Here is a 24,661-nt window from a genome sequence, read left to right on the forward strand (position 1 = left end):
AACCTTCCGCCATCCGGACGGACGGTGATCCCTTCTGGACAGCCCCGCACGGCCGCTGCCAGTCTCCCGCCATGCCCGTCGCCACCCAGCCCGCCCGCCTGGCCGCCGCCCTCGCCGTGCTGCTCGCCGCGGTCACCGGCTGCGCGCCGCAGGACGAGACCGACACCGCGGCACCCGCCGCCTGCACCGGCCCGAGACCCGCCACGCGCACCCCCGGCACACTCACCGTCGGCACCGACAAGCCCGCCTACGCCCCCTGGTTCCAGGGCGACGACCCCGCCAGTGGCAAGGGATTCGAGTCGGCCGTCGCCTACGCCGTCGCCGGCCGCCTCGGCTTCGACCGCTCCGCGGTTCGCTGGCGCACGGTGCCCTTCAACAACGCGGTCGCACCCGGCCCCAAGGACTTCGACTTCGCCATCAACCAGGTCTCCATCAGCGACGAACGCCGCCGCGCCGTCGACTTCTCCAGCGGCTACTACACCGTGCGCCAGGCCGTCGTCGCCCTCAAGGACTCGCCGGCCGCGCAGGCCACCACCGCCGCCGGCCTCCGGCACGCCCGCCTCGGCGCCCAGGTCGGCACCACCAGCCTCGACGTCGTCAACGACGTCATCAGGCCCGACCGGCAGCCGGCGGTCTTCCAGAAGAACGACTACGCCAAAAGCGCCTTGAAGAACCGTCAGGTCGACGCCGTCGTCGTCGACCTGCCCACCGCCTTCTTCATCACCTCCGCCGAGGTGCCCGAGGCGAAGGTCGTCGGCCAGCTCCCGGCCACCGGCGCCCGCGCCGAGCAGTTCGGGCTCGTCCTGGACAAGGGCAGCCGGCTCACCCCGTGCGTCAGCAAGGCCGTCGACGACCTGCGCGGCGACGGCACCCTGGCCCGGCTGGAGAAGCAGTGGCTGGCGGATGCCGCCGGCGCACCGGAGCTGCGATGACGGCCCGCGGGACGACGGCCCGGCCCAAGGACGCCGCACCCGAGGCGGACGGCTACGTCCCCTCCGCCCGGCGCCTGGAACGCGAGCGCTTCGCCCGCGCCCGCGCCCGCCGCGCCCGGACCCTCGCCGCCGCCAGCACCCTGCTCACCGCCCTCGTCCTCGTCCTCCTCGTCGTCAACTCGCCCGGCTGGCCCCGCACCCGGCAGACCTTCCTCAGCTACCACCACGCCCGCGAGGCCCTGCCGCACATCCTCACCGGACTGTGGCTCAACATCCGGCTCCTGCTGGTGTGCGGGGCGGCCGTCCTCGTCCTCGGCCTGCTGATCGCCGTCGCCCGCACCCTGCGCGGACCGGTCTTCCTCCCCTTGCGCGTCCTCGCCGCCGCCTACACCGACTTCTTCCGCGGCCTGCCGCTGATCATCTGCCTGCTCATGGTCGTCTTCGGCGTCCCCGCCCTGCGCCTGCAGGGCGTGACCACCGACCCCGTCCTGCTCGGCGGCACCGCGCTCGTGCTCACCTACTCCGCCTACGTCGCCGAGGTCTTCCGCGCCGGCATCGACTCCGTCCACCCCTCCCAGCGCGCGGCCGCCCGCTCGCTCGGCCTGAACACCGGGCAGACGCTGCGCTTCGTCGTGCTGCCGCAGGCCGTGCGGGCCGTGGGGCCGCCGCTGCTCAACGACCTCGTCTCGCTGCAGAAGGACACCGGCCTGGTCTCCATCGCCGGAGCGGTGGACGCCGTCTACGCCGCGCAGATCAGCGCCGCGAAAACCTTCAACTACACGCCCTACGTCGTCGCAGGACTGATCTTCGTGGCCCTGACCGTCCCCATGACCCGCTTCACCGACGCCGTCACCGCCCGCATGGACCGCCGCCGCGCCAAGGGAGGACTGCTGTGACCGCCACGACCGCGCCCACGGCCGCTGCTGACCGGCCCGGGCAACCCGTCCTGCGCCTGGAAGCCGTGCGGAAGTCCTTCGAGGGCACCGTCGTCCTGCGCGACGTCGACCTGGAGGTCGCCCCGCACACCGTCACCGCGCTCATCGGCTCCTCCGGCTCGGGGAAGTCCACCCTGCTGCGCTGCGCCGGCCTGCTGGAGGAGATCGACGACGGCGCCATCCTGCTCGACGGCACCGAGATCACCGACCCCCGTGCCGACCAGGACGCCGTGCGCCGCCGCATCGGCGTCGTCTTCCAGGCCTACAACCTCTTCCCGCACATGACCGTGCTGCAGAACATCACCCTCGCCCCCCGTCGCGTGCACGCCGTGCCCCGCGCCGAGGCCGAGGAGCGGGCGCACGCCCTGCTGGAGCGGCTCGGCCTGGCCGACCGCGCCGGCGAGTACCCCGACCGGCTCAGCGGCGGCCAGCAGCAGCGCGTGGCCATCGCGCGGGCCCTGGCCGTACGGCCCCGGCTGCTGCTCCTGGACGAGATCACCGCCGCCCTCGACCCCGAGCTCGTCGGCGAGGTGCTGGACGTGGTGCGCGGCCTGAAGGACGAGGGCATGACCATGGTCCTGGCCACGCATGAGATGGGCTTCGCCCGCGACGTCGCCGACCAGGTGTGCTTCCTGGACGGCGGGGTGGTCGTCGAGCGCGGCACCCCCGCCCGCGTCCTCGGCGAGCCCGGCCACGAGCGCACCCGGCGCTTCCTCAGCCGCCTCGTGGCGGCGGGACGGCTGTGAGGCCGCCGGCCGGGCGAGGTCTCAGACGAGGTCCTTGATCAGCAGCTCGAACTCCAGGTCCGCCCGGCGCGGTATGCCGAACCGCTCGTCGCCGTACGGGAACGGGCTCATCCGCCCCGTACGGCGGTAGCCGCGGCGCTCGTACCAGGCGATCAGCTCCTCGCGCTGCCTGATCACCGTCATGTGCATCGCCCGCGCATCCCACTCGGCACGCGCCAGCCGCTCCGCCTCGGCCATCACCAGCTTGCCCAGACCGCCGCCCTGCGCCGTCGGCCGGACCGCGAACATGCCGAAGTAGACGTGGTCGCCGCGGTGCTCCAGGTGGCAGCAGGCCACCGGCTCGCCGTCCTGCTCGGCCATCAGCAGCCGGCTGCCGGCGTCGTCCAGCAGACGCAGCACACCGGCGGCGTCCGTGCGCTGCCCGTCCAGCAGGTCGGCCTCCGTCGTCCAGCCCGCGCGGCTGGCGTCGCCCCGGTACGCCGACTCCACCAGCGCGACCAGCGCGGGCACGTCGCCCGCGTGCGCGATCCGGAAGACGGGCAGGTCCGTGCCGGGGGTGGCGGTCTCCATGGGTACCGGGATCCTTTCGCGCGGGTTCGGGCGTACGTACGACCCTAGCCGAGCCGGAATGCGTACAGTCACCGGCATGGTGCACGTACTGAGCAGCAGGTTCTTATTGCGACCGACCGACCCCGAGAGGTCCCGGACGTTCTACGGCGAAACGCTGGGCCTCGCCGTCCACCGCGAATTCGGCACCGGCCCCGAGCGCGGGGTCGTCTACTTCCTCGGCGGCGGCTTCCTGGAGGTCTCCGGCCGCTCCCCGGCCCCACCCGCCCCCGGACTCGAACTGTGGCTCCAGGTCGCCGACGTCGCCGCGGCCCACGAGGAGCTCGCCGCCCGCGGCGTGACGGTGCTGGAAGCCCCCGAGCGCAAGCCGTGGGGACTGATCGAGATGTGGATCGCCGACCCCGACGGCGTGCGCATCGCGGTGGTCGAGATCCCCGAGGGACACCCGCTGCGCTACCGGCCCGGCATCTGAGGAGGCGTACCTCGTGCGCCGGCGGTGAGCGGGCGCATGCGACGGCACCGGCGTGCTCCCGCCGTGCGCCCGTGCGCTCCCGTGCGCGGCCCCGCGGGCGGGCAGCCTCCCCAGGAGGTGTGCACGCCCGGGGAGGTGCGCCGTGCACGGACCGCCGCTGGCCGGCTGGCTGCTCGTCGTTCTGTGCACGGCCACCGGGGCGTACTGCCTCCTGCGCGCCCGGACCGGCGCCGCGGGGGAGCGCCGGTCCGCGGCGGACGACGCGGTGATGGGCCTGGGCATGGCCGCCATGGCGGTGCCCACCACGGCTTGGGACACCCTGCCCTGGCGACCGGTGCTCCTCGCCGTGCTCTTCGCCGCGGCGGCCGCGCGCGCCCTGGTGACCGGGCACCACCTGCACCACACGGTGGGAGCTCTGGCGATGGTCTACATGTCCGTGGCGATGGTGCCGGCATCCGCCCAGGGCACGCACGCCGGCCACCACCGCCCGGCGGGCACCCCCCTGCTCACCGGGCTCCTCCTGCTGTACTTCGCCGCCTACGTCGTCCGCACCGCGGCCGCCGTCGTCCCCGTACCCGCCCCGGCAGGCGGCCCCCCGCGGCCGCCGGGCCGCGAGCTGACGCACGCCTGCCGGCTGTCGATGGCCATAGGAATGCTGACCATGCTCCTGACCCTGTGACGGCTCCGTCCGAGTGACCTTGCCGTCCCCCCGGGTGCCCCGCGCGCCGGGCGCTGGAAGAGATCCGTCCGGAGGACGGATCCCACGAGGAGGCCCCATGGAGACGGACACCGTGACGCGGTTTCTCCACGCTTTGAGCCCGGCCAGCCGGGAGGACGTCCAGCAGCTGCCGCGCGAGGAGCAGGAGAAACTGGCCGCGACCTGGGAGGACTACCTGCGCGACGACACCGACCTGCTCTCCCTGAGCGAACTGGACCCACCCACCGCCGAGAACCGCGCGGCCGAACACGTGGTGCGCGAGTACTTCTGACACCGGCCGCGCCATTGCCCCGTGCCCGCGCGCCTGGCTACGTTCGCGCCACCGGACGGTCAGTACGCAAGGTGGCGGAGGGACGCATGGGGACGCAGCCGGAAGTCGTGACGACCTTCTCGCGCGCGGTGAGCGAGCGCATCGGGGCTCTGCTCGGGCCGGTCGATGCCGCGTTGGCGCGGCGTTATCCCGGGGAGCCGGGGACGCGTCAGCCGGTGCACACCGTGTACGTCCCGGCCGACGCCTTCGGCGACGGCACCGCGCGGGCCTGGGGTGAGCAGGCGCTTGCGGCGCTCGACGAGCACGCGGCCGACGCCGCCGCGTTCGGCGCGGTGCTGGGGCTGCCGGAGCGTCTTGCCGGCGAGGTGTACGCCCGCGTGCGGGCCAAGCTGGGCGGGGAGCCGGTGGAGGATCTGCGCATCGACTTCGAGGACGGGTACGGGGTGCGCCCCGACACCGAGGAGGACGCCGCCGCGGCACGGGCCGCCCGGCTGGTGGCCGCCGGCACCGGGACGCCGTACACGGGCATCCGCATCAAGTGCCTGGAGGCCGCCGTGCGCGAGCGCGGCATCCGCACCCTCGACGTCTTCCTCACCGGGCTGGTCGCCGCGGGCGGGGTGCCGGACGGGCTGGTGGTCACGCTGCCCAAGGTCAGCCACCCGGCGCAGGCGGCGGCGATGGTGCGGCTGATGGAGGAGTTCGAGAAGGCGCACGGTCTGCCCGGGGGCCGGCTCGGGTTCGAGATACAGATAGAGACCACGCAGGCCGTGCTCGGGCCCGACGGCCGGGCCACGGTCGCCCGGCTCGTCGAGGCGGGGGAGGGGCGCGTGACCTCCCTGCACTACGGCACGTTCGACTACAGCGCGGCGTGCGGGGTCGCGGCGGCCCACCAGTCGCCGGACCATCCCGTGGCCGACCACGCCAAGGCGGTGATGCAGGTCGCCGCGGCCGGCACCGGGGTGCGCGTGTCGGACGGCTCGACGAACGTCCTGCCCGTCGGCCCGCGGGAACGCGTGCACGAGGGATGGCGGCTGCACCACGCCCTGGTGCGGCGCTCGCTGGAACGGGCGTACTACCAGGGCTGGGACATGCACCCGGCACAGCTGCCCACGCGGTACGCCGCGGTGTACGCCTTCTACCGCGAGGGCCTGGGGCCGGCCGTGGCCCGGCTGGCGGCATACGCCGCCGGCGGCGGCGACGGCGCCGTGCTGGACGAGCCGGCGACGGCACGGGCGCTGGCCGGCTTCCTGCTGCGGGGCATCGACTGCGGGGCGCTCGACGCGGCGGAGGTCACCGACCCGACAGGCCTCGACCTGTCCGCCCTGAGCAACGTGGCAGGTCGTTCCGGGGCTGTGGAAAACGGCTGGCGCTCGTCCTGATCCGACGGGACCATCGACGTGGCGGCCACCACGTGCCCGGGAAGGGACTGCGATGACCACTGACGTATCCGCACCCGAAGTGCGCATCGCCTCCGGAGCGCTGCGCGGCAGCGCGGAGGAGGGCGTGGCGGTCTTCCGCGGGATCCCGTTCGCCGAGCCGCCGGTGGGCGGCCTGCGGTTCGCCGCACCCCGGCCGGCCGGGCGCTGGGAGGGCGTGCGCGAGGCCGTGACGTACGGTCCGCCGCCACCGCAGGCCGCCGTGTTCGGCATGGACGCACTGTCGCGGAACACCGGCACCGACTGGCTGACGGTCAACGTCTGGTCGCCCGAACCGCGTACGGGGGCGGGGCTTCCGGTGCTGGTGTGGATCCACGGCGGCGCCTACATCATCGGCACCGCGGCCCAGCCGGAGTACGACGGGGCCCGCCTCGCGCGAGAGGGCGGTCTCGTCGTGGTGACGTTCAACTACCGCCTGGGCATCGAGGGCTTCGCGCAGATCGAGGGGGCGCCCGCCAACCGGGGGCTGCTCGACCAGATCGCCGCGCTGGAGTGGGTCCGTGACAACATCCGGGCCTTCGGGGGCGACCCGGACCGGGTCACGGTCTTCGGCCAGTCGGCGGGCGCGGGGTCGATCGCCGCGCTGATGACGATGCCGCGCGCGGCCGGGCTCTTCCGCCGGGCCGTCGCACAGAGCGTGCCGGGCACCTTCTTCTCACCGGAACTCGCCGCCGACGTCACCGCCGTCTGCGCCGCCGAGCTGGGCCTGCGGCCCACCGTGTCCGACCTCGCGGCCGTGGCCCCGGACCGGCTGTCGGCCGCCGGTGACGCGGTCGGCGCCAAGGCGGCCGCGTTCGCGGGGCGCTGGGGCTCGATCGCGCACCGGCCCGTCCTCTTCTCGCCCGTCGTCGACGGCGACGTCCTGACCGCCACCCCCTGGCAGGCCCTGGCCCGTGGCGCCGGCCGGGACGTGGACCTCGTGGTCGGCCACACCCGTGACGAGCAGCGGCTGTTCGACATGGCCGACGGCACGCTCGGCCAGGTGACGCCGGAGCAGGCGGCCACCGCCCTGGAGCGGTTCGCCCCCGGCCCGGACGGCGCCCGCCGCTACCGTGACGCCTTCCCGGCCGCGGGCCCGGGCGAGCTGTACGAACAGGTCAACTCCGACCGGCTGTTCCGCATGCCGAGCCTCCACCTCGCCACGGCCCGGGCCGCCGGCGGCGGACGCGCCCACCTGTACGAGCTGACCTGGGCGGCCCCCGGCATGGGCGGCGCCTTCGGCGCCTGCCACGGCCTCGACGTCCCGCTGGTGTTCGGCAACCTCGGCAGCGGCCTGGCCACGATGCTCATCGGCGACGGCGCCTGCCCCGCCGCGGAGGAGGTCTCCGCCTCCCTGCGCGCCGCGTGGACGGCCTTCGCCGTGCACGGCGACCCCGGCTGGCCCGCGTACGACACCGAGCAGCGCCTGACGCGGCTGTTCGACACCCGGCCGGTGACCACCGCCTACCCGGAGGAGGCGTCCCGCCTGCTGTGGCAGGACCACGTCTTCGCGGCACTGCCGTTGCTCGACGGCGCGTAGGGGCACGACACGGCCCCGTCTGCGGGTGCGTCCTGGCTTGTCGCGCAGTTCCCCGCGCCCCTACGGGGCGCCCCGTAGGGGCGCGGGGAACTGCGCGATCAGCCACCGACGGCCCGCAGTCGACGTGCCACCCCGAGGCCCGGGCGAAGTACGGCCCCCTGTCTGCGGGCGCGTGGGCGCGTGGGCGGAGTGCTGGGGTGGGACTTCGGCCGCAGGCCGTCGGTGCGCCCCTTGCGGGGCGACGGTCCGGGGGTCACCCCGTGGCGGGCGGCAGTTCGCCGGAGCCGCGGACCACCAGGCGGGTGGGGACCTCCACGCGGCGTGGGGTGTTCTCGGCGCCTTCCAGGCGCTGGAAGAGCAGTTCGGCCGCGGTGCGGCCCAGGCGGGCGGCGTCCTGGGCCACGACCGTGATGCCGGGGGAGAGCAGGCCGGCCAGTTCCAGGTCGTCGAAGCCGACGAGGGCCACGGGCCGCGGCGAACGCGCCAGCAGGCCCAGGACGGTGACGGTGACGCGGTTGTTGCCGGTGAACAGGGCGGTGACCTGCTCGGGGCCGGTGAGCATGCGGTCGGCCGTGGCGCGTACGCGGTCGGGCGCGGTGGGGCCGAGGCCCAGCCACTCCTCGGCCACGGGCAGCCCTGCCTGCGCCATCGCGACCCGGTAGCCGCGCAGTCGCTCGGCCGCGGTGTGGATGCCGGGTCGGTCGCCGATGAAGCCGATGCGCCGGTGGCCGTGGGCGATGAGGTGGGCGACGCCCTCGCGGGCGCCGCCGAAGTTGTCGGAGAGGACCGCGTCGGCGGATATGAGCCCGGCCGGCCGGTCGACGAAGACGGTGGCGATGCCGGCGGCGATCTCGGGCTCGAGGTAGCGGTGGTCGTGACCGGCCGGGATGACGATCAGGCCGTCGACGCGGCGGGCGCAGAAGGCGAGGGCGACCTCCTGTTCGCGCTCGGGGTCCTCGGCGCTGGAGCCGTTGAAGAGCAGGGCGCCGTGGTCCCGGGCGACTTCCTCCACCGCGCGGTTCAAGGGCGCGTAGAACGGGTCGGCGAGGTCCTCCAGGACCAGGCCGATGGAGGCGGTGCGGCCCTTGCGCAGGATGCGGGCGCTGTCGTTGCGCCGGAAGCCGAGGGCGGTGATGGCGTCGCGGACGCGTCGCTCGGTCTCGGCGGTGACACCCGGTTCGCCGTTGACCACGCGGGAGACCGTCTTCAGGCCGACGCCGGCGCGGGCGGCGACGTCCTTCATGGTGGGGCGGGCGCCGTAGCGCGGTTGCCGGGGGCCGCGGGCGGTGTTCATGGGCGTTTTTCCGGTCCTTTGTGCGTACGGGGGCCGCCGGTTGCGCGGGGCGGTGTCGAGCATAGAGGTGGACAACGTTGTCAACCCCGGTGAGACTGGGGCCCGTACACCGACGGCCCGGCCGCACCCAGGAGAGACGCGAGCACCGTGCACACCGACCCCGGCGACCTCGTCGCCGCTCTCGACATCGGCGGCACCAAGATCGCCGGAGCGCTGGTGGACGGCCGCGGCCGGCTGCTGCGGCGCGTCCGCCGGGCGACCCCGGCGGACGGGGACGCGGCCGCGGTGATGGCCGCGGTGGCGGCGGTCCTCGGCGAGTTGGCCGCGGCCGCCGAGTGGTCGGGCGTACGGGCCGTGGGCATCGGTAGCGCCGGGCCCGTGGATGCCTCCGCCGGCTGCGTGAGCCCCGTCAACGTACCCGGCTGGCGCGGCTTTCCGCTGGTCGCCGAGGTGGCAGCGGCCAGTGGTGGGCTCCCGGTGGCGCTGGTGGGCGACGGGGTGGCGATGACCGCCGCCGAGCACTGGCAGGGCGCCGCCCGCGGCCACGACAACGCGCTGTGCATGGTGGTCTCCACGGGCGTCGGCGGCGGTCTGGTGCTGGGCGGTCGCCTGCACCCCGGCCCCACCGGAAACGCCGGCCACATCGGGCACATCAGCGTCGACCTCGACGGGGACCGCTGCGCCTGCGGCGGGCGCGGCTGCGTGGAGCGGATCGCCAGCGGACCGAACATCGCCCGCCGGGCGCTGGCCGCGGGCTGGCGGCCGGGGGCGGACGGGGACGCGAGCGCCGAGGCCGTCGCCGCCGCGGCCCGCGCCGGGGACGAGGTCGCGCGCGCGTCCTTCGCCCGCGCCGCCCGGGCGCTGGCCGCCGGTATCGCCGCGACGGCCACCCTGGTGGAGGTCGACGTCGCGGTGGTGGGCGGCGGCGTGGCGGGGGCGGGCGAGGTGCTCTTCGGCCCGTTGCGCGCATGCCTGCGCGAGTACGCGGCGCTGTCCTTCGCCGCGGGCGTCCAGGTGGTTCCGGCCCGGCTGGGCGCGGACGCGGGTCTGGTGGGTGCGGCGGCCGCGGCCGCGGGGGAGCTGGGGCTGTGGGGACTGCCGGGGAACGCCCCCGGCATATGACGTGGGCTCAGGCCCTGGTCAAGACGGGCCCGGCGATCGGGCGCGGGCACCATGCCCCTCGTACAGGTTTCCGTGGCAAGGTGGTGCGGGACGTGCTGTCGGGGGCGGTCCCTGGGGGACCGCGCAGAAGGGGGAACCGTGATCGTCTGGCTGAACGGCCCGTTCAGTGGCGGCAAGACCAGCACGGCGCAGGAACTGGTCCGGCTCCTTCCGGACAGCACTCTCTACGACCCGGAGGTGATCGGCGCGGCGCTGCGGCACCTGCTGCCGCACAAGAGAATGGAGCAGGTCACCGACTATCAGGACCTGCCGATCTGGCGGCGGATGGTGGCGGACACCGCGGCGGCGCTGCTGGCCGAGGTGGGCGGGGTGCTCGTGGTGCCGATGACGCTGCTGCGCCAGGAGTACCGCGACGAGATCTTCGGTGCTCTCGCCTCCCGGCGGATCCAGGTGCGCCATGTGGTGCTCACCGCCGACGAAACGATACTGCGGGAGCGCATCGAGGCACGGGAGGAGTTCCCCGGCGACGCGGTGCGCAGCGAGTCCGTACGGCAGTGGGCGCGCGACCACCTCGCCCCCTACCGGGCCGCCCTCGGCTGGCTGAAGGAGGACGGCCTGGTCGTCGACACCGCCGGCCGCACCCCGCGCGAGGTCGCCGCACACGTCGCCGAGGCCGTCCGCAACGGCACCGCCGGCTACTGCCCCATCGTCCAGACGCCCGAGCCCACGGCGGCCACGCTCGCCGCCGGAGTGCTGCTGTTCGACGAACACGACCGCTTCCTGCTCGTCGACCCCACCTACAAGCCCGGCTGGGAGTTCCCCGGCGGCGTCGTCGAACAGGGCGAGGCCCCCGCCCGGGCCGGAATGCGCGAGGTCGCCGAGGAGATCGGCATCGAACTGCAGGACGTGCCGCGCCTGCTGGTGGTCGACTGGGAGCCGCCCAAACCACCCGGCTTCGGCGGCATGCGCTTCCTCTTCGACGGCGGCCGGCTGCACTCGGCCGACGCCCACCGCCTGCTGCTGCCCGGCTCCGAGCTGCGCGGCTGGCGCTTCGTCACCGAGGACGAGGCGGTCACCATGCTGCCGCCGGTCCGCCTGAGCCGACTGCGCTGGGCACTGCGCGCCCGGGAGCGGGGCTGCCCGTACAACCTGGAGGCCGGGGTCCCTGTGGGGTGAGGGCGCAGCGCCAGAGCCTGTCCCGGCGAATGCAGCGCCCCACGGGGGCGCGGGGCAGTGCCGATCCGCGGCTGCCGCCGCGTGGGCGCGATCGGCCACCGGCGGCCTACGGCCAACGTGCCGCCCCGGCACTTTCGTCTGCGGGCGCGTCGTGGCTTGTCGCGCCCACGCGGCGGCAGCCGCAGATCGACACCGCCCCGCGCCCCTTACGCCCCTTACGGGGCGCCCCATGTCAGCCCTTGCTGCCCGCGTAGTCCACCAGGAAGAGGGCCTCGGCCAGGGCGAGTCGCTCCAGCTCCTGCGGCGAGACGCTCTCGTTCACCGCGTGGATCTGCGCCTCCGGCTCGCTCAGGCCGATGAGCAGGATCTCCGCCTGCGGGTAGAGCGAGGCGAGGGTGTTGCACAGCGGGATCGAGCCGCCCATGCCCGCGGTCTGCATCTCCTCGCCGGGGTACGCGACGCCCATGGCCCGGGCCATCGCCTCGTACGCCGGGCTGGAGGTGTCCGCCTGGAACGGCTGGCCCTGGCCGACCTGCTCCACCGAGACCCGGGCGTTCCAGGGGGTGCTCGCCTGCAGGTGCGCGGCCAGCAGCTCCGTCGCCGCCGCCGCGTCCGTGCCCGGCGGCACCCGCAGGCTGATCAGGGCGCGGGCACTGGCGTGCACGGACGGGGTCGCGCCGACCACCGGCGGGCAGTCGATGCCGAGGACGGTCACGGCCGGGCGGGCCCACAGCCGGTCGGCCACCGTGCCGGAGCCGATCAGCGCGACGCCGTCGAGCACCTTGGCGTCCTTGCGGAAGTCCTCCTCCGGGTACTGCAGTCCCTCCCAGCTCGCCGCCGCCTGCTCCTCCAGACCGGGCACGACCGTCGAGCCGTCCTCGTCGCGCAGCTTGTCCAGGACGCGGATCAGGGCCGCCAGCGCGTCCGGCGCGGCACCGCCGAACATGCCGGAGTGCAGGTTGCCCTCCAGCGTGTCCACCTGGACGCGCACCAGCGTCATGCCGCGCAGGGTGGCCGTCACCGTGGGCAGGCCGAGGCGGAAGTTGCCGGCGTCACCGATGACGATGGCGTCGGCCGCCAGCAGCTCCGGGTGCGCCTCGGCGTACCGCTCCAGGCCCCCGGTGCCCTGTTCCTCCGAGCCCTCCACGATCACCTTCACGCCGACCGGCACGCCACCGTGCTCCTTCAGCGCCCGCAGCGCCATCAGGTGCATGATGAAGCCGCCCTTGCAGTCGGCCGAGCCCCGGCCGTACCAGCGCCCGTCGCGCTCGGTCAGCTCGAACGGCGGGGAGACCCAGGCCGCCTCGTCCAGCGGCGGCTGGACGTCGTAGTGGGCGTACAGCAGCACGGTCGGCGCCCCGGCCGGGCCGGGCAGGTAGCCGTAGACGGACTGGGTGCCGTCCGGGGTGTCCAGCAGCGCCACGTCCTCGAAGCCCTCGGCACGCAGGGCGCCGGCCACCCAGTTCGCGGCCGCCTCGCACTCGCTCTTGGGGAACTGCGCCTCGTCCGCCACCGATCGGAAGGCCACCAGCTCGGCCAGTTCGGTCCGGGCCCGTCCGGTGAGCCCGGCGACGGTGGTCGCCAGCGCGGCGGGGTCCGGCAGGCGGGACGAGGACGTGTCCATGGAACGCTCTCCTTCGAGACGCGGCAGCGGTCGTTCGTGCCGTGACCGCACCTTTCGTACGGATGCACGGATGTGTCCGTCGATCCTCCCACGCTCCCTCCCGGCCTCACCCCCGAGGGGGCGCGCCGCGACGGGCCGTAGGATGCGGACGAAAGCCGTTGCCGTGTAGGTGTGGGGAGCGAAGGCACAGGTGAGCAGCGACAGCGCAGCCCGGGACGAGGGACGCGAGACGGCCGGGGAGGCGGTCTGGGACGTCGTGGTGGTGGGCGCCGGGCCCGCCGGCGCCTCGGCGGCCCACGCCGCGGCCACCGCGGGCCGCCGGGTGCTGCTCCTGGAGAAGGCGGAACTGCCCCGCTACAAGACCTGCGGGGGCGGCATCATCGGCCCCTCGCGCGACGCGCTGCCGCCCGGCTTCGAGCTGCCGCTGCGCGACCGCGTGCACGCCGTCACCTTCTCCCTCAACGGCAGACTCACCCGCACCCGCCGCTCCAAGCGGATGCTCTTCGGGCTCATCAACCGGCCCGAGTTCGACGCCGGACTCGTCGAGGTCGCCAAGGCTGCCGGGGCCGAGGTGCGCACCGGAGCGACCGTCTCGCGCGTCGAACAGCACGGCGCGGCCGTGCCCGACCGGCGCACTGTCGCCGTCGTCCTCGGCGACGGCAGCACCGTCCTGGCCCGCGCCGTGGTCGGCGCCGACGGCAGCGCGGGGCGCATCGGCGCCCACGTCGGCGTGAAACTCGAGCAGGTCGACCTCGGCCTGGAGGCCGAGATCCCCGTGCCCGCCACCGTGGCCGAGGACTGGGCCGGCCGGGTGCTCGTCGACTGGGGCCCGATGCCCGGCAGTTACGGCTGGGTCTTCCCCAAGGGCGACACCCTGACCGTCGGCGTCATCGCCGCCCGCGGCGACGGCGCCGGCACCAAGCGCTACCTGGAGGACTTCATCGGCCGCCTCGGCCTCGCCGGCTTCGAGCCGAAGATCTCCTCCGGCCACCTCACGCGCTGCCGCACCGACGACTCCCCCCTCTCCCGCGGCCGGGTCCTCGTCTGCGGCGACGCCGCCGGGCTGCTGGAGCCGTGGACGCGCGAGGGCATCTCCTTCGCCCTGCGCTCCGGCCGGCTGGCGGGGGAGTGGGCGGTACGCATCGCCGAGGCGCAGGACGCCGTCGACGCCCGCCGCCAGGCCCTGAACTACGCCTTCGCCATCAAGGCCGGGCTCGGGGTCGAGATGGGCGTCGGGCGCCGCATGCTCGCCCTCTTCGAACGCCGGCCCGGCCTCATCCACGCCGCGGTCACCGGCTTCCGCCCGGCGTGGCGCGCCTTCGCGCGCATCACCAGCGGCTCGACGACGCTCGCCGAGATCGTCCGCACGCACCCGATGGCCCGCCGCACCCTGGCGGGCGTCGACCGCCCGGCCCCGCCGGCAGGCGCCTGACGGCGCCGCGGGGCCGGCGGGGGCCGGGCGGGAGCACGGACCTCGTTCCTCCGGGCGCTAGGCCGTGTCCGGCGGATCATGCAGTGCCCCGTAAGGGGCGCGAGGCGTTGTCGATCTGCGGCTGCCGCCGCGTGGGCGCGATCAGCCACCGGCGGCCTGCAGACGACGTATCACCCCCGCGGGGTCCGGGCGCAGCACGGCACTTCGTCTGCGGGCGCGCCGTGGCTTGTCGCGCCCACGCGGCGGCAGCCGCACATTGACACCGCCCCGCGCCCCTACGGGGCGCCGTGGTGGCGCGTGACGAAGATCCGCCGGACACGGCCTAGCCCGCTCGGACGGCCGGCGCATTCCTCCGGCAGGGCCTGGCGCAGTGTGGCCCGGGTCCGTGCCGCGCAGCGGTCTTCGTGCACGCCGCTCACCGGGCTGCCAGGACGGCGTCGGACGCCGGCGCACTCGCCAGTGCCTGGGCGAGCAGGATGCGCCGGTCGGGAGTGCCGCGTCCGGCGTGGTCGTGCGTGCGACCGCATTTCCCCTCATGCTGGCAATGAGGGGGCGAGGCCACGGAGGAAGTGGTGAGGATGCAGACCGTTGTGGATCTCACGCGCTGCCAGGGCTACGCGCAGTGCGTGTTCCTCGCGCCGGAGGTGTTCCACCTGCACGGGCAGGAGGGGCTGCTGTACGCCCCGGCCGTCCCCGACGACCAGGTCGAGCACGTGCGCCAGGCCGCGGCGGCGTGCCCGGTCCAGGCGATCCTCCTCGGTGAAGAGGTGAACGCGGGTGCCCGGTGACCTCAAGGACGGCCGCTTCGTCATCGTCGGTGCGTCGCTGGCCGGGTTGAGGGCCGCGGAGGCATTGCGCGACGAGGGCTTCACCGGCTCACTGACCGTGGTGGGGGACGAGCCCCATCCGCCCTACGACCGGCCACCGCTGTCCAAGCAGGTGCTCCTCGGCCACGCGGCAGCGGACAGCACCGGGCTGCCGATGCGGCGGGACCCGGACGCCGACTGGCGGCTGGGCGTACGTGCCACGGGCCTGGACCCGCTCGCGAAACGGGTGGTGCTGGACACCGGCGAGTCGCTGCCCTTCGACCGGCTGCTGATCGCCACCGGGACCCGTGCGCGGCCCTGGCCCCACCCGCAGGAGGCCGCCCTGGACGGGGTGTTCACCCTGCGCACCCGTGACGACGCCGGAGAGCTGGCGAAGCGGCTGGCCGCCGGGCCGCGGCGGGTCCTGGTGATCGGTGGCGGCTTCACCGGCTCGGAGATCGCCTCGGCCTGCCGGGAACGGGGGCTGGAGGTCACGGTCGCCGAGCGCGGCCCCGCGCCCTTGGTGGGCGCGCTCGGCGGCACCCTGTCGAAACTCGCGGCCGTCATGCAGCGCAACCACGGGGTGGACCTGCGCTGCGGGGTGACGGTCACCACCCTGCGCGGCGACGGGAACGGCCGCTTCAACGGTGCGGACCTGTCCGACGGCAGCCGTGTCGACGCGGACGTGTGCGTCGTGGCGCTGGGAGCGGTCCGCAACGTGGAATGGCTGGCGGATTCCGGACTGGCGGCGGGCCCGCGCGGTATCGCCTGCGACGCCGGCTGCCGGGCCTTCACCATGTACGGGATCGTCACCGACGACGTCTTCGTGGCCGGCGACGTCTCCCGCTTCCCCCATCCGCTGTTCGGGTATCAGATGCTCTCCCTGGAGCACTGGGGCAACGCGATCGCGCAGGCCGAGGTGGCGGCCCACAACATGGTCAGTCCGGGCCCCCTGCGACGCCCGCACCTCGCCGTGCCCGAGTTCTGGTCGAGCCAGTTCGGGCTCAACATCAAGTCGGTGGGCGTGCCCGCCTTCTCCGACCAGGTGGTGATCGCCCAGGGCTCTCTGGAGGCGCGGCGTCTGGCGATGGTCTACGGCTACCAGGGGCGGGTCACCGCCGCGGTCACCGTCGACATGGCCAAATCGCTCAACTACTACCGGCACCTGATCGAGACCGCCGCTCCCTTCCCGCCCCCACCCGGCGCAGCGGACCGCGCGATCGCGGCCGACATCACCATTCCCTCCGACGTGCCGGACCCGAAGGGGCTCACCCACGGCCCCACCGTGGCACTCACCGGGTACCTGCCCGACCGCCGGCTGATCGTGGTGTAGAACCCACCCCCCGACCCGCGTCCCGCCCGACGACGAGGAGCCACCATGGCCTCCGACACCCTGCTGGCACGGATCACCGACTACGCCAGCCGCCCCGACCCCTATCCCCTGTACACGGAACTCCGCGAGGCCGGTCCCGTGGTGCGGCAAACGGACGGCAGCCATCTGGTCGGCACCTACCACGAGATCGCCGCTCTGCTCCACGACCCGCGCATGAGTGCCGAACCCCGCAGCCGAGGCGAGACGGCACCACGGCCGCCGTTCCTGCGGCTGGACGACCCCGAGCACCACAGGCTGCGCACCCTGGCCATGCGGCCGTTCGGCCCACCGCACAGCCCGGGCCGGGTCGATGCCATGCGCGACGAAATCGCCCGGATCACCAAGGAGCTGGCGGACACCGTCCAGGCGGGCCGGCAGATCGACATCGTCGACGACTTCGCCTACCCCCTGCCCGTCACGGTGATCTGCCGGCTCCTCGGCGTACCGCGCGAGGACGAACCGCTGCTGAGGGAATGGTCCGACGCCCTGGTCACATCCGCCGACGTGAAGCCTGGTGAGGACGCCACCGAACGGACCCGGGCGGGTGATCAGGCACGGATCGAGATGGGCCGTTACCTGCTGGACCTCGCCGAGCAGCGCCGTGACCACCCGACCGGCGACATGCTCTCCGCCTTCGTCAACGAGCCGGACCCCGCCCTGCGGCTCACCCGGGAGGAGCTCGCGGAAACCGCGATCCTGTTGTTCATCGCGGGGCACGAGACCACGGTCAACCTCATCACCAACGGCGTGCTCACCCTGCTGCGCCACCCCGAGCAGCTGGACCGCCTGCGTCGCGATCCCGACCTGCTGCCACGAGCGGTGGAGGAACTGCTGCGCTACGAACCCCCGGTCCATATGCGCGAGCGCGTCCCCCTCGCCGACATCGACGTCGCCGGCACCACGATTCCCGCGGGCGCATCCGTCGTACTGGTGTTGGCCTCGGGCAACCGCGACCCCATGCGGTTCCCCGAGCCCGACAGGTTCGACCCCACTCGCCCGGACAACCAGCACCTCGGCTTCGGCAGCGGCATCCACCTGTGCTACGGCGCCCCCCTCGCCCGCATCGAAGCCCAGGCCGCACTCGGCGCGCTGATCCCCCACCTCGGTACGGCCCGCCTGGTCCAGGACCCGCCCCCCTACCGGCAGAACGCCATGCTCCGCGGCCCCCGCCACCTCCCCGTCCACCTATGAAGAGGCGCCCGGTACGGCTGAGGTAGGGCTCACTCCTCCTGGAGCCAGAAGCCCGTGCGGTCCAGCCACAGCGCCAGCAGGTCCGCGTTGCCGGTGACACGGACGTCCGGGGCCGGGCGGCGGTAGAGGAAGAGGAGCAGGTCCGTCAGCGTGCCCCGCACCGTGACCGCCGCGTCGGCCGGTGCCGGGCGGACGGAAGGACTCGTACCGGTCAGGTCGACGAACCAGTCGGCGGGCCGGTCCCCCGTGGCGTGGAAGTGCAGGGTGCGGCCGGGGCCGAGCAGGCCGGGCCGGCCCGGGGCCGCCTCGTACGCCTCCGGCAGGCCGGCGAAGCCCAGCCACTCCTCGACGGCGTCCCGCGCCACCTCGGCGTCCAGCGCGAACTCCGCCCCCACCGCCAGCGCCGCGTCCGCCCGGTGCACGGCCGTCTCGTGGGCCATCCTGCGGGCCCAGAACCCGGCGCACCGGTAGCGGGCCGACTCCTCCGGCACCGGCGACCACACCGGCGCGGCCGGCCCCGCCGTGCGCAGGGCCCCCGCCAGCAGCGCCGCGCCCTCCTCCAGCCAGGAGCCCAGCGGGTCGAGGTCCTCGCCGGTGTGCCGGGGGACGGTGTTCGGCTCCGCGTCGGGGACGGGCTCCTGCGCCCGCGTCCGTACGGCCGTCTCCGCCCACCGGTGGGCACCGCCGAGGTGCCGCAGCAACTGGCCGAGGGTCCACTCGGGGCAGGTGGGCACCGGGGCGTCCGCGTCCGCCCCCTTGACGTGGGACCTCAACAGGGCCGACTGCGCGAGGATTTCCGCGCAGTGGCGCTCGAAGCTCAGGGCCGTCATGGCACCACCGTAGCGGCGGGGCGGCCTCAGAAGAGCGCTTCCGGCTCCGCCGTCGTGGCCCGCACCGCCGCCGTCGTCCGGGCGTCCGGCGCCGCCGCCGTCAGCGGCCAGCCGGCCAGCTGCCGCGCGTCGACGATCAGCTGGCGCCCTTCGGACGTCGCCAGATGGATGTCCGGGCCCGCCACGGCGGCCACCCGGCCCACCACCGTGCACCCGGGGGCGAGCTCCACCAGGGCCCCGCCGGTGCGTATGCCCTCCGTGTGGAACGCCTCGTCGTGGTGCACCACGGTCGGCGGCAACGTCTGCAGCGACTCGGGCAGCCCCGCCAGCCCGAGCGCCTGCGCGTGCGTCGCCGCGAGCTCCTGCGCGCGCCGCTGCGAAGGCGGCAGCGGATGGCGGGCGGCGCGCTTGGCCGCGTACGGGATGCGGTCGGGGACCGCGAGGGCGGCGCCCAGCACGGCCTCCGCGCGGCGTGCTGCCATGAGCGGGCCGCGCCCCAGCAACACGTACGACAACGCGGCCTGTTCGAGCAGGCGGGCGCCCTGCCGCTCGGTGGCCGTGATGCCGACCTTGATCAGACCGGGGCCGAACCACGCCAGGTACACGTCGTACGGACGGGGGTCGTCGGCGAGGGTGTCCGCCGCCACGGAGCGGGAGCGGTCCAGACGGGCGCAGTCGGCGCACTGCGCCGAGGCGACCGTGGCGGGGACGCCGGCACCGGTCGGGCACGGGGTGTGCCGACCGCCGCGGCGCACGCCCACACAGTGGCGGCCGGCGCCCGTGGCGAAGGACAGCGCCCTGCCGGGCGGCAGCGGGGAGAAGCGCTCGTCGTGCCCTGGGCGGCGCCACACCAGGGCCGGGCCGTCCGCGCTCCAGCGCAGGCCCGCGCACAGCCAGTCACGCTCCGCGGCGATCACCACGGCAGCCTCCCCTCGCTCACGCAGCCATCGTGCCAGCCGGTACTGACACGCGGGCGACCGTCCCTTTTTTGTTCAGCGACGGTACAAAGTCAGAATAGGAGTGTGACCCAGACTCGGACCACCCGCCTGGAGCGGGGCAGAGGGGCGCTCGGCCCGGCCCTCGAGCTCGTACACACCGGCCGTGCGCCCACACGCGCCGTGCTCACCGCCGAACTCGGTGTGACCCGGGCGACCGCCGGCGCCGTGGCCGCCGAACTGGAAGCCCTCGGGCTGATCACCGTCGACCCGCACCCCGTGGCCGCCGGCGCCCAGGGACGCCCCTCCCACCGGCTGTCCATCGCCCCCGGGGGACCGGTCGTCCTCGCCGCGCAGATCCACGCCGACGGCTACCGGGCGGCCCTCGTCGGCCTCGGCGGACGCATGGTCGCCACCGCACCCGGCTGTATGGACGTCCCCGCCGACCCCTCCCGCATCATCGACGCCGTCGTCGAAGCCGGCGCCGCACTGCTGCACGAGACCGGCCGGCAGTGCCTCGGCGCGGGCCTCGCCGTGCCCTCGGCCGTGGCCGAACCCGACGGCACCGCCCTCAACCCGCTGCACCTGTCCTGGCCCGCCGGCGCGCCCGTACGCCGGCTGTTCACCGAGGCCCTCGCCAAGAGCGGCATCACCGGGGCCGACGGCGGGCCGCTCACGGGAGTCGCCGGCAACGACGTCAACCTCGCCGCCCTCGCCGAGCACCGGCACGGCGCCGGCCGCGGCGCGCGACACCTGCTGTGCGTGGCCACCGGCCACCGGGGGGTCGGCGGGGCGCTCGTCCTGGACGGCCGGCCCCACACCGGCAGCTCCGGGCTCGCCCTGGAAGTCGGCCACCTCACCGTCAACCCCACGGGGCTGCCGTGCCATTGCGGCAGCCGCGGATGCCTCGACGTCGAGACCGACCCGCTCGCCTTCCTCACGGCGGCCGGCCGCACGCCGGGCCCCGCGGTGTCGCTGCTGCAGCAGTCGCGGGAGCTGCTCCGTTCGGAGTACTCCGACCCGGCGGTACGGGCCGCGGCGGAACTGGTCGTCGACCGGCTCGGGCTCGGGCTCGCGGGACTCGTCAACATCCTCAACCCGGATCGCATCCTGCTCGGCGGGCTGCATCGCGAACTGCTGGAGGCCGATCCCGAGCGGCTGCGGGCGGTCGTGGCCGACCGGAGTCTGTGGGGGCGCAGCGGGAGCGTCCCGATCCTCGCCTGCACCCTCGACTTCAACAGTCTCATCGGGGCGGCGGAGGCGGCTTGGCAGCCGGTGCTGGACGATCCTCTGCGGGTGCTCGTCGGCTGACGCGGGTGCCGGTGCCGGTGCCGGTGCGCTTGCGGGGTGCGGTGCGCTTGCGGGGTGCGCGGTCGGGTGCGGGTCGGTTGTGGCTTGTCGCGCAGTTCCCCGCGCCCCTCGGGGTGGGGCCGTGTGTCCTTGGGTGCGGGCCGTCCTCGGCCGGTCAGGTGCGGGTTCGGGTGGGGCGGGCGCCGGCCAGGGCGGGTTCCTCGTGGGGGGCGAGCGTGGCCGGCAGGGCGGCGCGCTTCTTGGGACGGCGGGCCGTGCGCGGCGGGGTCGTCGCCGGGGCGCTCGCCGGGACGGACAGGGTGAACCAGACGACCTTCCCGCCGTCCGGCCGCTCCTGCACGCCCCAGCTGGAGCTGAGCGCGGCCACCAGGGCCAGCCCCCGGCCGTGGGTGCTCGCCGGGTCCGCCGCGCCCAGGGTGGGCAGCCGGGGGTCGTGGTCGCGCACGGAGACGGTCAGCCGGTCCATTACCAGGTCGAGTTCGACCGTGCAGCGCTTGTCGGGCTCCGCGTGCTGGTGAACGTTGGTCAGCAGCTCGGTGACGCCCAGGGCCGCGCGGTCGATGAGCGGATCGAGATGCCAGTAGCGCAACTGCGCAGATACGATTCTGCGGACCTGGCCGATCCGCGGCGGCAGGGCCTGGAGCTCGACGGTGCAGTGCTTGTTCACTCGGCTGATCACGGCTGCGACTCCCTGAAGAAGTAGGGCTAGCCTGATTCCGAAACGCGTTGCCTCACGCGCCTGTTGCGGACCGGCGGCGTCCCCCTGCCGGTCCGTACGGCGGACTGGTCCGCAGGGTGACCGCCGGTAGACCCTCGGTGATGCCGGTACTTGCGTCAAGGGTCGACTCTCGCAGCCGCCTTCGCAACTCCTGCACCCGTCAGTGCTTCGGCGTGCTTCCGTGCGCCGACCGCACCACCTCCAGGAAACGGTTGACCTCTTCCTCGGCCTTGTCCTCGGAGGCCGCCTCGTGCTCGGCAGCCAGGGTGAGCACGTAATGGTGGCCGTTGACCGTCGCCCTCGCCCGGTCGCGGGCTAGCCAGGGCTTGCGCGCCTGCACCGAGTCCACCGGCGCGCTGTCGATCTCCCGGCCGTAGCTGGTGAGCAGCTCCAGGCGGCCGTCCTTGATCTGCACCTGTCCGGCCCGGGTCAGCGACCGGTGGTCGCGCTCGATCCGCACGCCCCTCGCGCTGTATTCCGCTTCCGCCACGGCGTACCGCCTTTCGTGTCGTGTCCCGATCGCCCTCCAGGCGCAGTCTGCCCGTGACCGGGCCCGGACACCAGTGCCCGCTTATGATCGAAGGGCCACACCGGGCCGGAGCCCGGCAGGCGCCCGCACAGCACCAGGAGCGGCGTGTGAACGGCACAGCGCACCCGCCGGAGCACGACCCGCCCCGGCACACCGTCGACGTGGACCGCAGCGATCCGGCGTACCGCGCCTGGCTCAAGGAGGCGGTGCGCAGGGTCCAGGCGGACGCCAACCGGTCCGCCGACACGCACCTGCTCGGCTTCCCGCTGCCGCCGGAGTGGGGCGTCGACCTGTACCTGAAGGACGAGTCGACCCATCCGACCGGCAGCCTGAAGCACCGGCTGGCGCGCTCGCTGTTCCTGTACGGGCTGTGCAACGGCTGGATCCGGCCGGAGGCCGCGGTCATCGAGGCCTCCAGCGGCTCCACCGCCGTCTCCGAGGCCTACTTCGCCGAGCTGATCGGCGTGCCCTTCGTCGCCGTCATGCCGCGCACGACCAGCCCGGAGAAGTGCCGGCTCATCGAGTTCCACGGCGGGCGCTGCCACTTCGTGGACGACCCGCGGACGATGTACGCCGAGGCCGCGGCCCTCGCCGAGTGCACCGGCGGCCACTACCTCGACCAGTTCACCTACGCCGAGCGGGCCACCGACTGGCGCGGCAACAACAACATCGCCGAGTCGCTCTACCGTCAGATGCGCGACGAGCGCCACCCCGAGCCAGCCTGGATCGTGGCCACCGCCGGCACCGGCGGCACCTCCGCCACCATCGCCCGCTACATCCGCTACATGCAGTACGACACCCGGGTGTGCGTCGCCGACCCGGAGAACTCCTGTTTCTTCGCCGGCTGGCGCGACCACGACCCGTCCGCCGTGTGCGAGCTGCCCTCGCGCATCGAGGGCATCGGCCGACCCCGCATGGAACCCAGCTTCCTGCCCGCTGCCATCGACCGGATGATGAAGGTCCCCGACGCGGCGAGCGTGGCGGCCGTGCGCGCCCTGGAGCGGGCCATCGGGCGCAAGGCGGGCGGCTCCACCGGCACCGGCCTGTGGAGCGCTCTGAGGATCGTGGCGGAGATGGCCGCGGAGGGCCGGGCGGGCAGCGTCGTCACCCTCATCTGCGACCCCGGCGAGCGCTACCTCGACAAGTACTACTCCGACGCCTGGCTGGCCGCGCAGGGTCTGGACATCACCCCCTACACCATGGCCATCAGCACCTTCCTGGCCACCGGCCGCTGGCCCGGCTGACGCCGCGGCCCCTGCACCCCGGCCCCTACGCCGCCGACAGCCGGCGGTCCAGGGCGCGCACCGCATCGCGGAAGGCCCGGTGCAGCAGGGGTCGGGCCAGCTGGACGGCCAGGAGCCCCGGCAGGGGGCCGTCCACGCCGATCCGCCACTGCAGGATCGTTCCACCACCGACCGGTGACAGCCGCCAGTCCTCCAGCATCGCGTGCAGCCCCGGCACGTTGGTGCCGTCGATGCGGTACGCGTACCGCCGCTGCGGGACCGCCACCATGACGGTCGCAAGGAAGCGGATCGTCCCCATCAGGTGAACCTCGTGCCCGTCCCGGCCCTCCCGCTCCACCGGCCGGGCCAGGGTCACCACGCGGAACCAGCGCGGCCACGCCTCCACCTCGTCGGCCAGCGCACGGTAGACCTCCTCGGGCGCCGCGGCCATCCGGGCCGCGAACGACAGGCGCACCGGCGCGGTGTCGGCGAAGTCCGCACCGACCGGGCGCAGGCCGCGCGACCTGCGGGTCATCGCACCGACACGGGTCATCGCACGGGTCATCGCAGCAACCCCCCACGTGGGTCTCGCCTCCGACCGGGTTCCGCTTAACGGTAGTGCGTGCGGCCTCAGATGTCCGTATCCCCGTCGCCCTCCTCGCCGGCCACCACGAGGGCCGGCCCGCGCTCGGTGATCTGCGTGCGCGCCGCGGCCGCCAGCCCGGCATCGGTGACCAGGGCGTCCACCTCCTCCAGCGCGGCGAAGGAGCTCAGGCCCACCGTGCCCCACTTGGTGTGGTCCGCCAGCACCACCACCCGTCGCGCCGCGCGCACGAAGTGCCGGTTGGTCTCGGCCTCCGCCAGGTTGGGCGTGGACAGTCCGGCGTCCGCCGATATGCCGTGCACGCCGATGAAGAGCACGTCGAAGTGCAGCGACCGGATCGCCGCGTCCGCCACCGGGCCCACCAGGGTGTCCGACGGCGTGCGCACGCCGCCCGTCAGCACCACCGTCGCCGCGCCCGGCCGGGTGGGGGAGACGGAGGGCGAGAGCGCGCGCCGGGCGGTGTGGAACGCCTCGGCCACCCGTACCGAGTTGGTGACGACCGTCAGATCGGCGACCTCGACCAGCTGCTGTGCGAGGGCGTACACGGTCGTCCCGCCCGCCAGCGCTATCGCACTGCCGCGCGGCACCATCCGGGCCGCGGCCCGGGCGATGTCCTGCTTGGCGCCGAGCTCCAGCGCCGACTTCGCCTCGAACCCCGGCTCGTGCGTGGTCGCCGCCGCCACCGGCACCGCGCCCCCGTGCACCTTCTCCACCACCCCCTGGCGCGCCAGCGCGTCCAGGTCCCGGCGGACCGTCATGTCCGACACGTGCAACCGCCGGGTCAGCTCGTTGACCCGCACCCCGCCGCGCCGCCGGACCTCGTCGAGGATCAGGGCGCGCCGCTGCTCCGCCAGAAGGTTCTGGTTGTCGCTCACCCGGGCCGTCCTTTCGGGGGTCG

25 protein-coding genes are annotated in these 24,661 nt (G+C 74.5%); 16 read left to right on the top strand and 9 right to left on the bottom strand.

What is annotated here, in order from left to right:
• Positions 1-71 precede the first annotated feature (71 nt).
• Genes AB0K17_RS06450 through AB0K17_RS06460 form a run of 3 tightly spaced genes read left to right on the top strand, consistent with a single transcriptional unit; the run spans position 72 to position 2,613 of the window.
• Positions 72-932, top strand: coding sequence for an ABC transporter substrate-binding protein (locus tag AB0K17_RS06450; protein ID WP_365982283.1), 861 nt, complete (start codon positions 72-74; stop codon positions 930-932).
• Positions 929-1,828: an amino acid ABC transporter permease gene (locus AB0K17_RS06455; RefSeq protein ID WP_365982284.1), complete on the top strand. Its 900-nt coding sequence runs from the start codon at positions 929-931 to the stop codon at positions 1,826-1,828. The genes AB0K17_RS06450 and AB0K17_RS06455 overlap by 4 nt, the downstream gene beginning before the upstream one ends.
• Positions 1,825-2,613, top strand: coding sequence for an amino acid ABC transporter ATP-binding protein (locus AB0K17_RS06460; RefSeq protein ID WP_365968478.1), 789 nt, complete (start codon positions 1,825-1,827; stop codon positions 2,611-2,613). Before AB0K17_RS06455 ends, AB0K17_RS06460 begins: the two co-directional genes overlap by 4 nt.
• A 21-nt stretch (positions 2,614-2,634) precedes the next feature.
• Here the strand turns inward: AB0K17_RS06460 and AB0K17_RS06465 are convergent, their stop codons facing one another.
• Complete coding sequence (locus AB0K17_RS06465) at positions 2,635-3,183, bottom strand: GNAT family N-acetyltransferase (protein WP_365982285.1); 549 nt, start codon at positions 3,181-3,183, stop codon at positions 2,635-2,637.
• A gap of 76 nt (positions 3,184-3,259) precedes the next feature.
• On the opposite strand from AB0K17_RS06465, the gene AB0K17_RS06470 reads away from it, so the two are divergent.
• The 5 genes from AB0K17_RS06470 to AB0K17_RS06490 all read left to right on the top strand — a co-directional run bounded on the left by AB0K17_RS06470 (position 3,260) and on the right by AB0K17_RS06490 (position 7,596).
• Positions 3,260-3,652, top strand: coding sequence for a VOC family protein (locus AB0K17_RS06470; RefSeq protein WP_365982286.1), 393 nt, complete (start codon positions 3,260-3,262; stop codon positions 3,650-3,652).
• A 142-nt stretch (positions 3,653-3,794) separates the two neighbouring features.
• A complete protein-coding gene (locus tag AB0K17_RS06475; protein WP_365982287.1) occupies positions 3,795-4,331 on the top strand; it encodes a DUF5134 domain-containing protein in 537 nt (178 codons plus the stop codon).
• Positions 4,332-4,428: 97 nt separating this feature from the next.
• A complete protein-coding gene (locus AB0K17_RS06480; protein ID WP_344433355.1) occupies positions 4,429-4,641 on the top strand; it encodes a hypothetical protein in 213 nt (70 codons plus the stop codon).
• 86 nt (positions 4,642-4,727) lie between these two features.
• Entirely contained in the window at positions 4,728-6,020 is a 1,293-nt protein-coding gene (locus AB0K17_RS06485) for an aldolase (RefSeq protein ID WP_365982288.1), read from the top strand.
• Between the two features lie 52 nt (positions 6,021-6,072).
• Complete coding sequence (locus tag AB0K17_RS06490; protein WP_365982289.1) at positions 6,073-7,596, top strand: carboxylesterase family protein; 1,524 nt, start codon at positions 6,073-6,075, stop codon at positions 7,594-7,596.
• Between the two features lie 253 nt (positions 7,597-7,849).
• Here AB0K17_RS06490 and AB0K17_RS06495 read toward each other — a convergent pair whose 3' ends face one another.
• Positions 7,850-8,890, bottom strand: a complete 1,041-nt coding sequence (locus AB0K17_RS06495) for a LacI family DNA-binding transcriptional regulator (protein WP_365982290.1) — start codon at positions 8,888-8,890, stop codon at positions 7,850-7,852.
• A gap of 147 nt (positions 8,891-9,037) precedes the next feature.
• Here AB0K17_RS06495 and AB0K17_RS06500 point away from each other — a divergent pair, with 147 nt between their 5' ends.
• Together AB0K17_RS06500 and AB0K17_RS06505 are read left to right on the top strand one after the other, a co-directional pair.
• Complete coding sequence (locus AB0K17_RS06500) at positions 9,038-10,012, top strand: ROK family protein (RefSeq protein ID WP_365982291.1); 975 nt, start codon at positions 9,038-9,040, stop codon at positions 10,010-10,012.
• A 138-nt stretch (positions 10,013-10,150) separates the two neighbouring features.
• A complete protein-coding gene (locus tag AB0K17_RS06505) occupies positions 10,151-11,188 on the top strand; it encodes an NUDIX hydrolase (protein WP_365982293.1) in 1,038 nt (345 codons plus the stop codon).
• 232 nt (positions 11,189-11,420) lie between these two features.
• Here AB0K17_RS06505 and AB0K17_RS06510 read toward each other — a convergent pair whose 3' ends face one another.
• A complete protein-coding gene (locus AB0K17_RS06510; RefSeq protein ID WP_365964705.1) occupies positions 11,421-12,812 on the bottom strand; it encodes a dipeptidase in 1,392 nt (463 codons plus the stop codon).
• Between the two features lie 190 nt (positions 12,813-13,002).
• On the opposite strand from AB0K17_RS06510, the gene AB0K17_RS06515 reads away from it, so the two are divergent.
• From AB0K17_RS06515 to AB0K17_RS06530, 4 genes are all read left to right on the top strand, one after another.
• Entirely contained in the window at positions 13,003-14,244 is a 1,242-nt protein-coding gene (locus AB0K17_RS06515) for a geranylgeranyl reductase family protein (protein WP_365982295.1), read from the top strand.
• 578 nt (positions 14,245-14,822) lie between these two features.
• The gene (locus AB0K17_RS06520; protein WP_365964703.1) at positions 14,823-15,032 is read left to right on the top strand and encodes a ferredoxin; all 210 of its coding nucleotides are present in this window, start codon (positions 14,823-14,825) and stop codon (positions 15,030-15,032) included.
• Positions 15,022-16,383, top strand: a complete 1,362-nt coding sequence (locus AB0K17_RS06525; RefSeq protein ID WP_365964702.1) for an FAD-dependent oxidoreductase — start codon at positions 15,022-15,024, stop codon at positions 16,381-16,383. The genes AB0K17_RS06520 and AB0K17_RS06525 overlap by 11 nt, the downstream gene beginning before the upstream one ends.
• A 45-nt stretch (positions 16,384-16,428) precedes the next feature.
• Positions 16,429-17,613, top strand: coding sequence for a cytochrome P450 (locus tag AB0K17_RS06530; RefSeq protein WP_365982296.1), 1,185 nt, complete (start codon positions 16,429-16,431; stop codon positions 17,611-17,613).
• A 29-nt stretch (positions 17,614-17,642) separates the two neighbouring features.
• Here the strand turns inward: AB0K17_RS06530 and AB0K17_RS06535 are convergent, their stop codons facing one another.
• Together AB0K17_RS06535 and AB0K17_RS06540 are read right to left on the bottom strand one after the other, a co-directional pair.
• Positions 17,643-18,443 carry a maleylpyruvate isomerase family mycothiol-dependent enzyme gene (locus tag AB0K17_RS06535; protein ID WP_365982297.1) on the bottom strand — a complete coding sequence of 267 codons (801 nt, stop codon included), beginning with the start codon at positions 18,441-18,443 and terminating at the stop codon, positions 17,643-17,645.
• A gap of 26 nt (positions 18,444-18,469) precedes the next feature.
• A complete protein-coding gene (locus tag AB0K17_RS06540; protein ID WP_365982298.1) occupies positions 18,470-19,363 on the bottom strand; it encodes a DUF2797 domain-containing protein in 894 nt (297 codons plus the stop codon).
• A 102-nt stretch (positions 19,364-19,465) separates the two neighbouring features.
• Between AB0K17_RS06540 and AB0K17_RS06545 the strand changes: the two genes are divergently transcribed.
• Positions 19,466-20,689 (top strand): ROK family protein, encoded by a 1,224-nt coding sequence (locus AB0K17_RS06545; protein ID WP_365982299.1) that lies wholly within the window; start codon positions 19,466-19,468, stop codon positions 20,687-20,689.
• Positions 20,690-20,843: 154 nt separating this feature from the next.
• Here the strand turns inward: AB0K17_RS06545 and AB0K17_RS06550 are convergent, their stop codons facing one another.
• Positions 20,844-21,368 carry an ATP-binding protein gene (locus tag AB0K17_RS06550; protein ID WP_365964697.1) on the bottom strand — a complete coding sequence of 175 codons (525 nt, stop codon included), beginning with the start codon at positions 21,366-21,368 and terminating at the stop codon, positions 20,844-20,846.
• 199 nt (positions 21,369-21,567) lie between these two features.
• On the bottom strand, positions 21,568-21,897 hold the full coding sequence (locus AB0K17_RS06555; protein WP_365964696.1) for a hypothetical protein: 330 nt from the start codon (positions 21,895-21,897) through the stop codon (positions 21,568-21,570).
• A gap of 146 nt (positions 21,898-22,043) precedes the next feature.
• On the opposite strand from AB0K17_RS06555, the gene AB0K17_RS06560 reads away from it, so the two are divergent.
• Positions 22,044-23,180 (top strand): PLP-dependent cysteine synthase family protein, encoded by a 1,137-nt coding sequence (locus AB0K17_RS06560; RefSeq protein ID WP_365982300.1) that lies wholly within the window; start codon positions 22,044-22,046, stop codon positions 23,178-23,180.
• A 25-nt stretch (positions 23,181-23,205) separates the two neighbouring features.
• On the opposite strand, the gene AB0K17_RS06565 is transcribed toward AB0K17_RS06560, so the two are convergent.
• Together AB0K17_RS06565 and AB0K17_RS06570 are read right to left on the bottom strand one after the other, a co-directional pair.
• The gene (locus AB0K17_RS06565; RefSeq protein ID WP_365964694.1) at positions 23,206-23,712 is read right to left on the bottom strand and encodes an SRPBCC family protein; all 507 of its coding nucleotides are present in this window, start codon (positions 23,710-23,712) and stop codon (positions 23,206-23,208) included.
• A gap of 77 nt (positions 23,713-23,789) precedes the next feature.
• Positions 23,790-24,638, bottom strand: a complete 849-nt coding sequence (locus tag AB0K17_RS06570; RefSeq protein ID WP_365964693.1) for a DeoR/GlpR family DNA-binding transcription regulator — start codon at positions 24,636-24,638, stop codon at positions 23,790-23,792.
• Positions 24,639-24,661 lie beyond the last annotated feature (23 nt).

The sequence above is a fragment of the Streptomyces sp. NPDC049585 genome (assembly GCF_040675615.1).
GTDB classification, from domain to species: domain Bacteria; phylum Actinomycetota; class Actinomycetes; order Streptomycetales; family Streptomycetaceae; genus Streptomyces; species Streptomyces luteosporeus.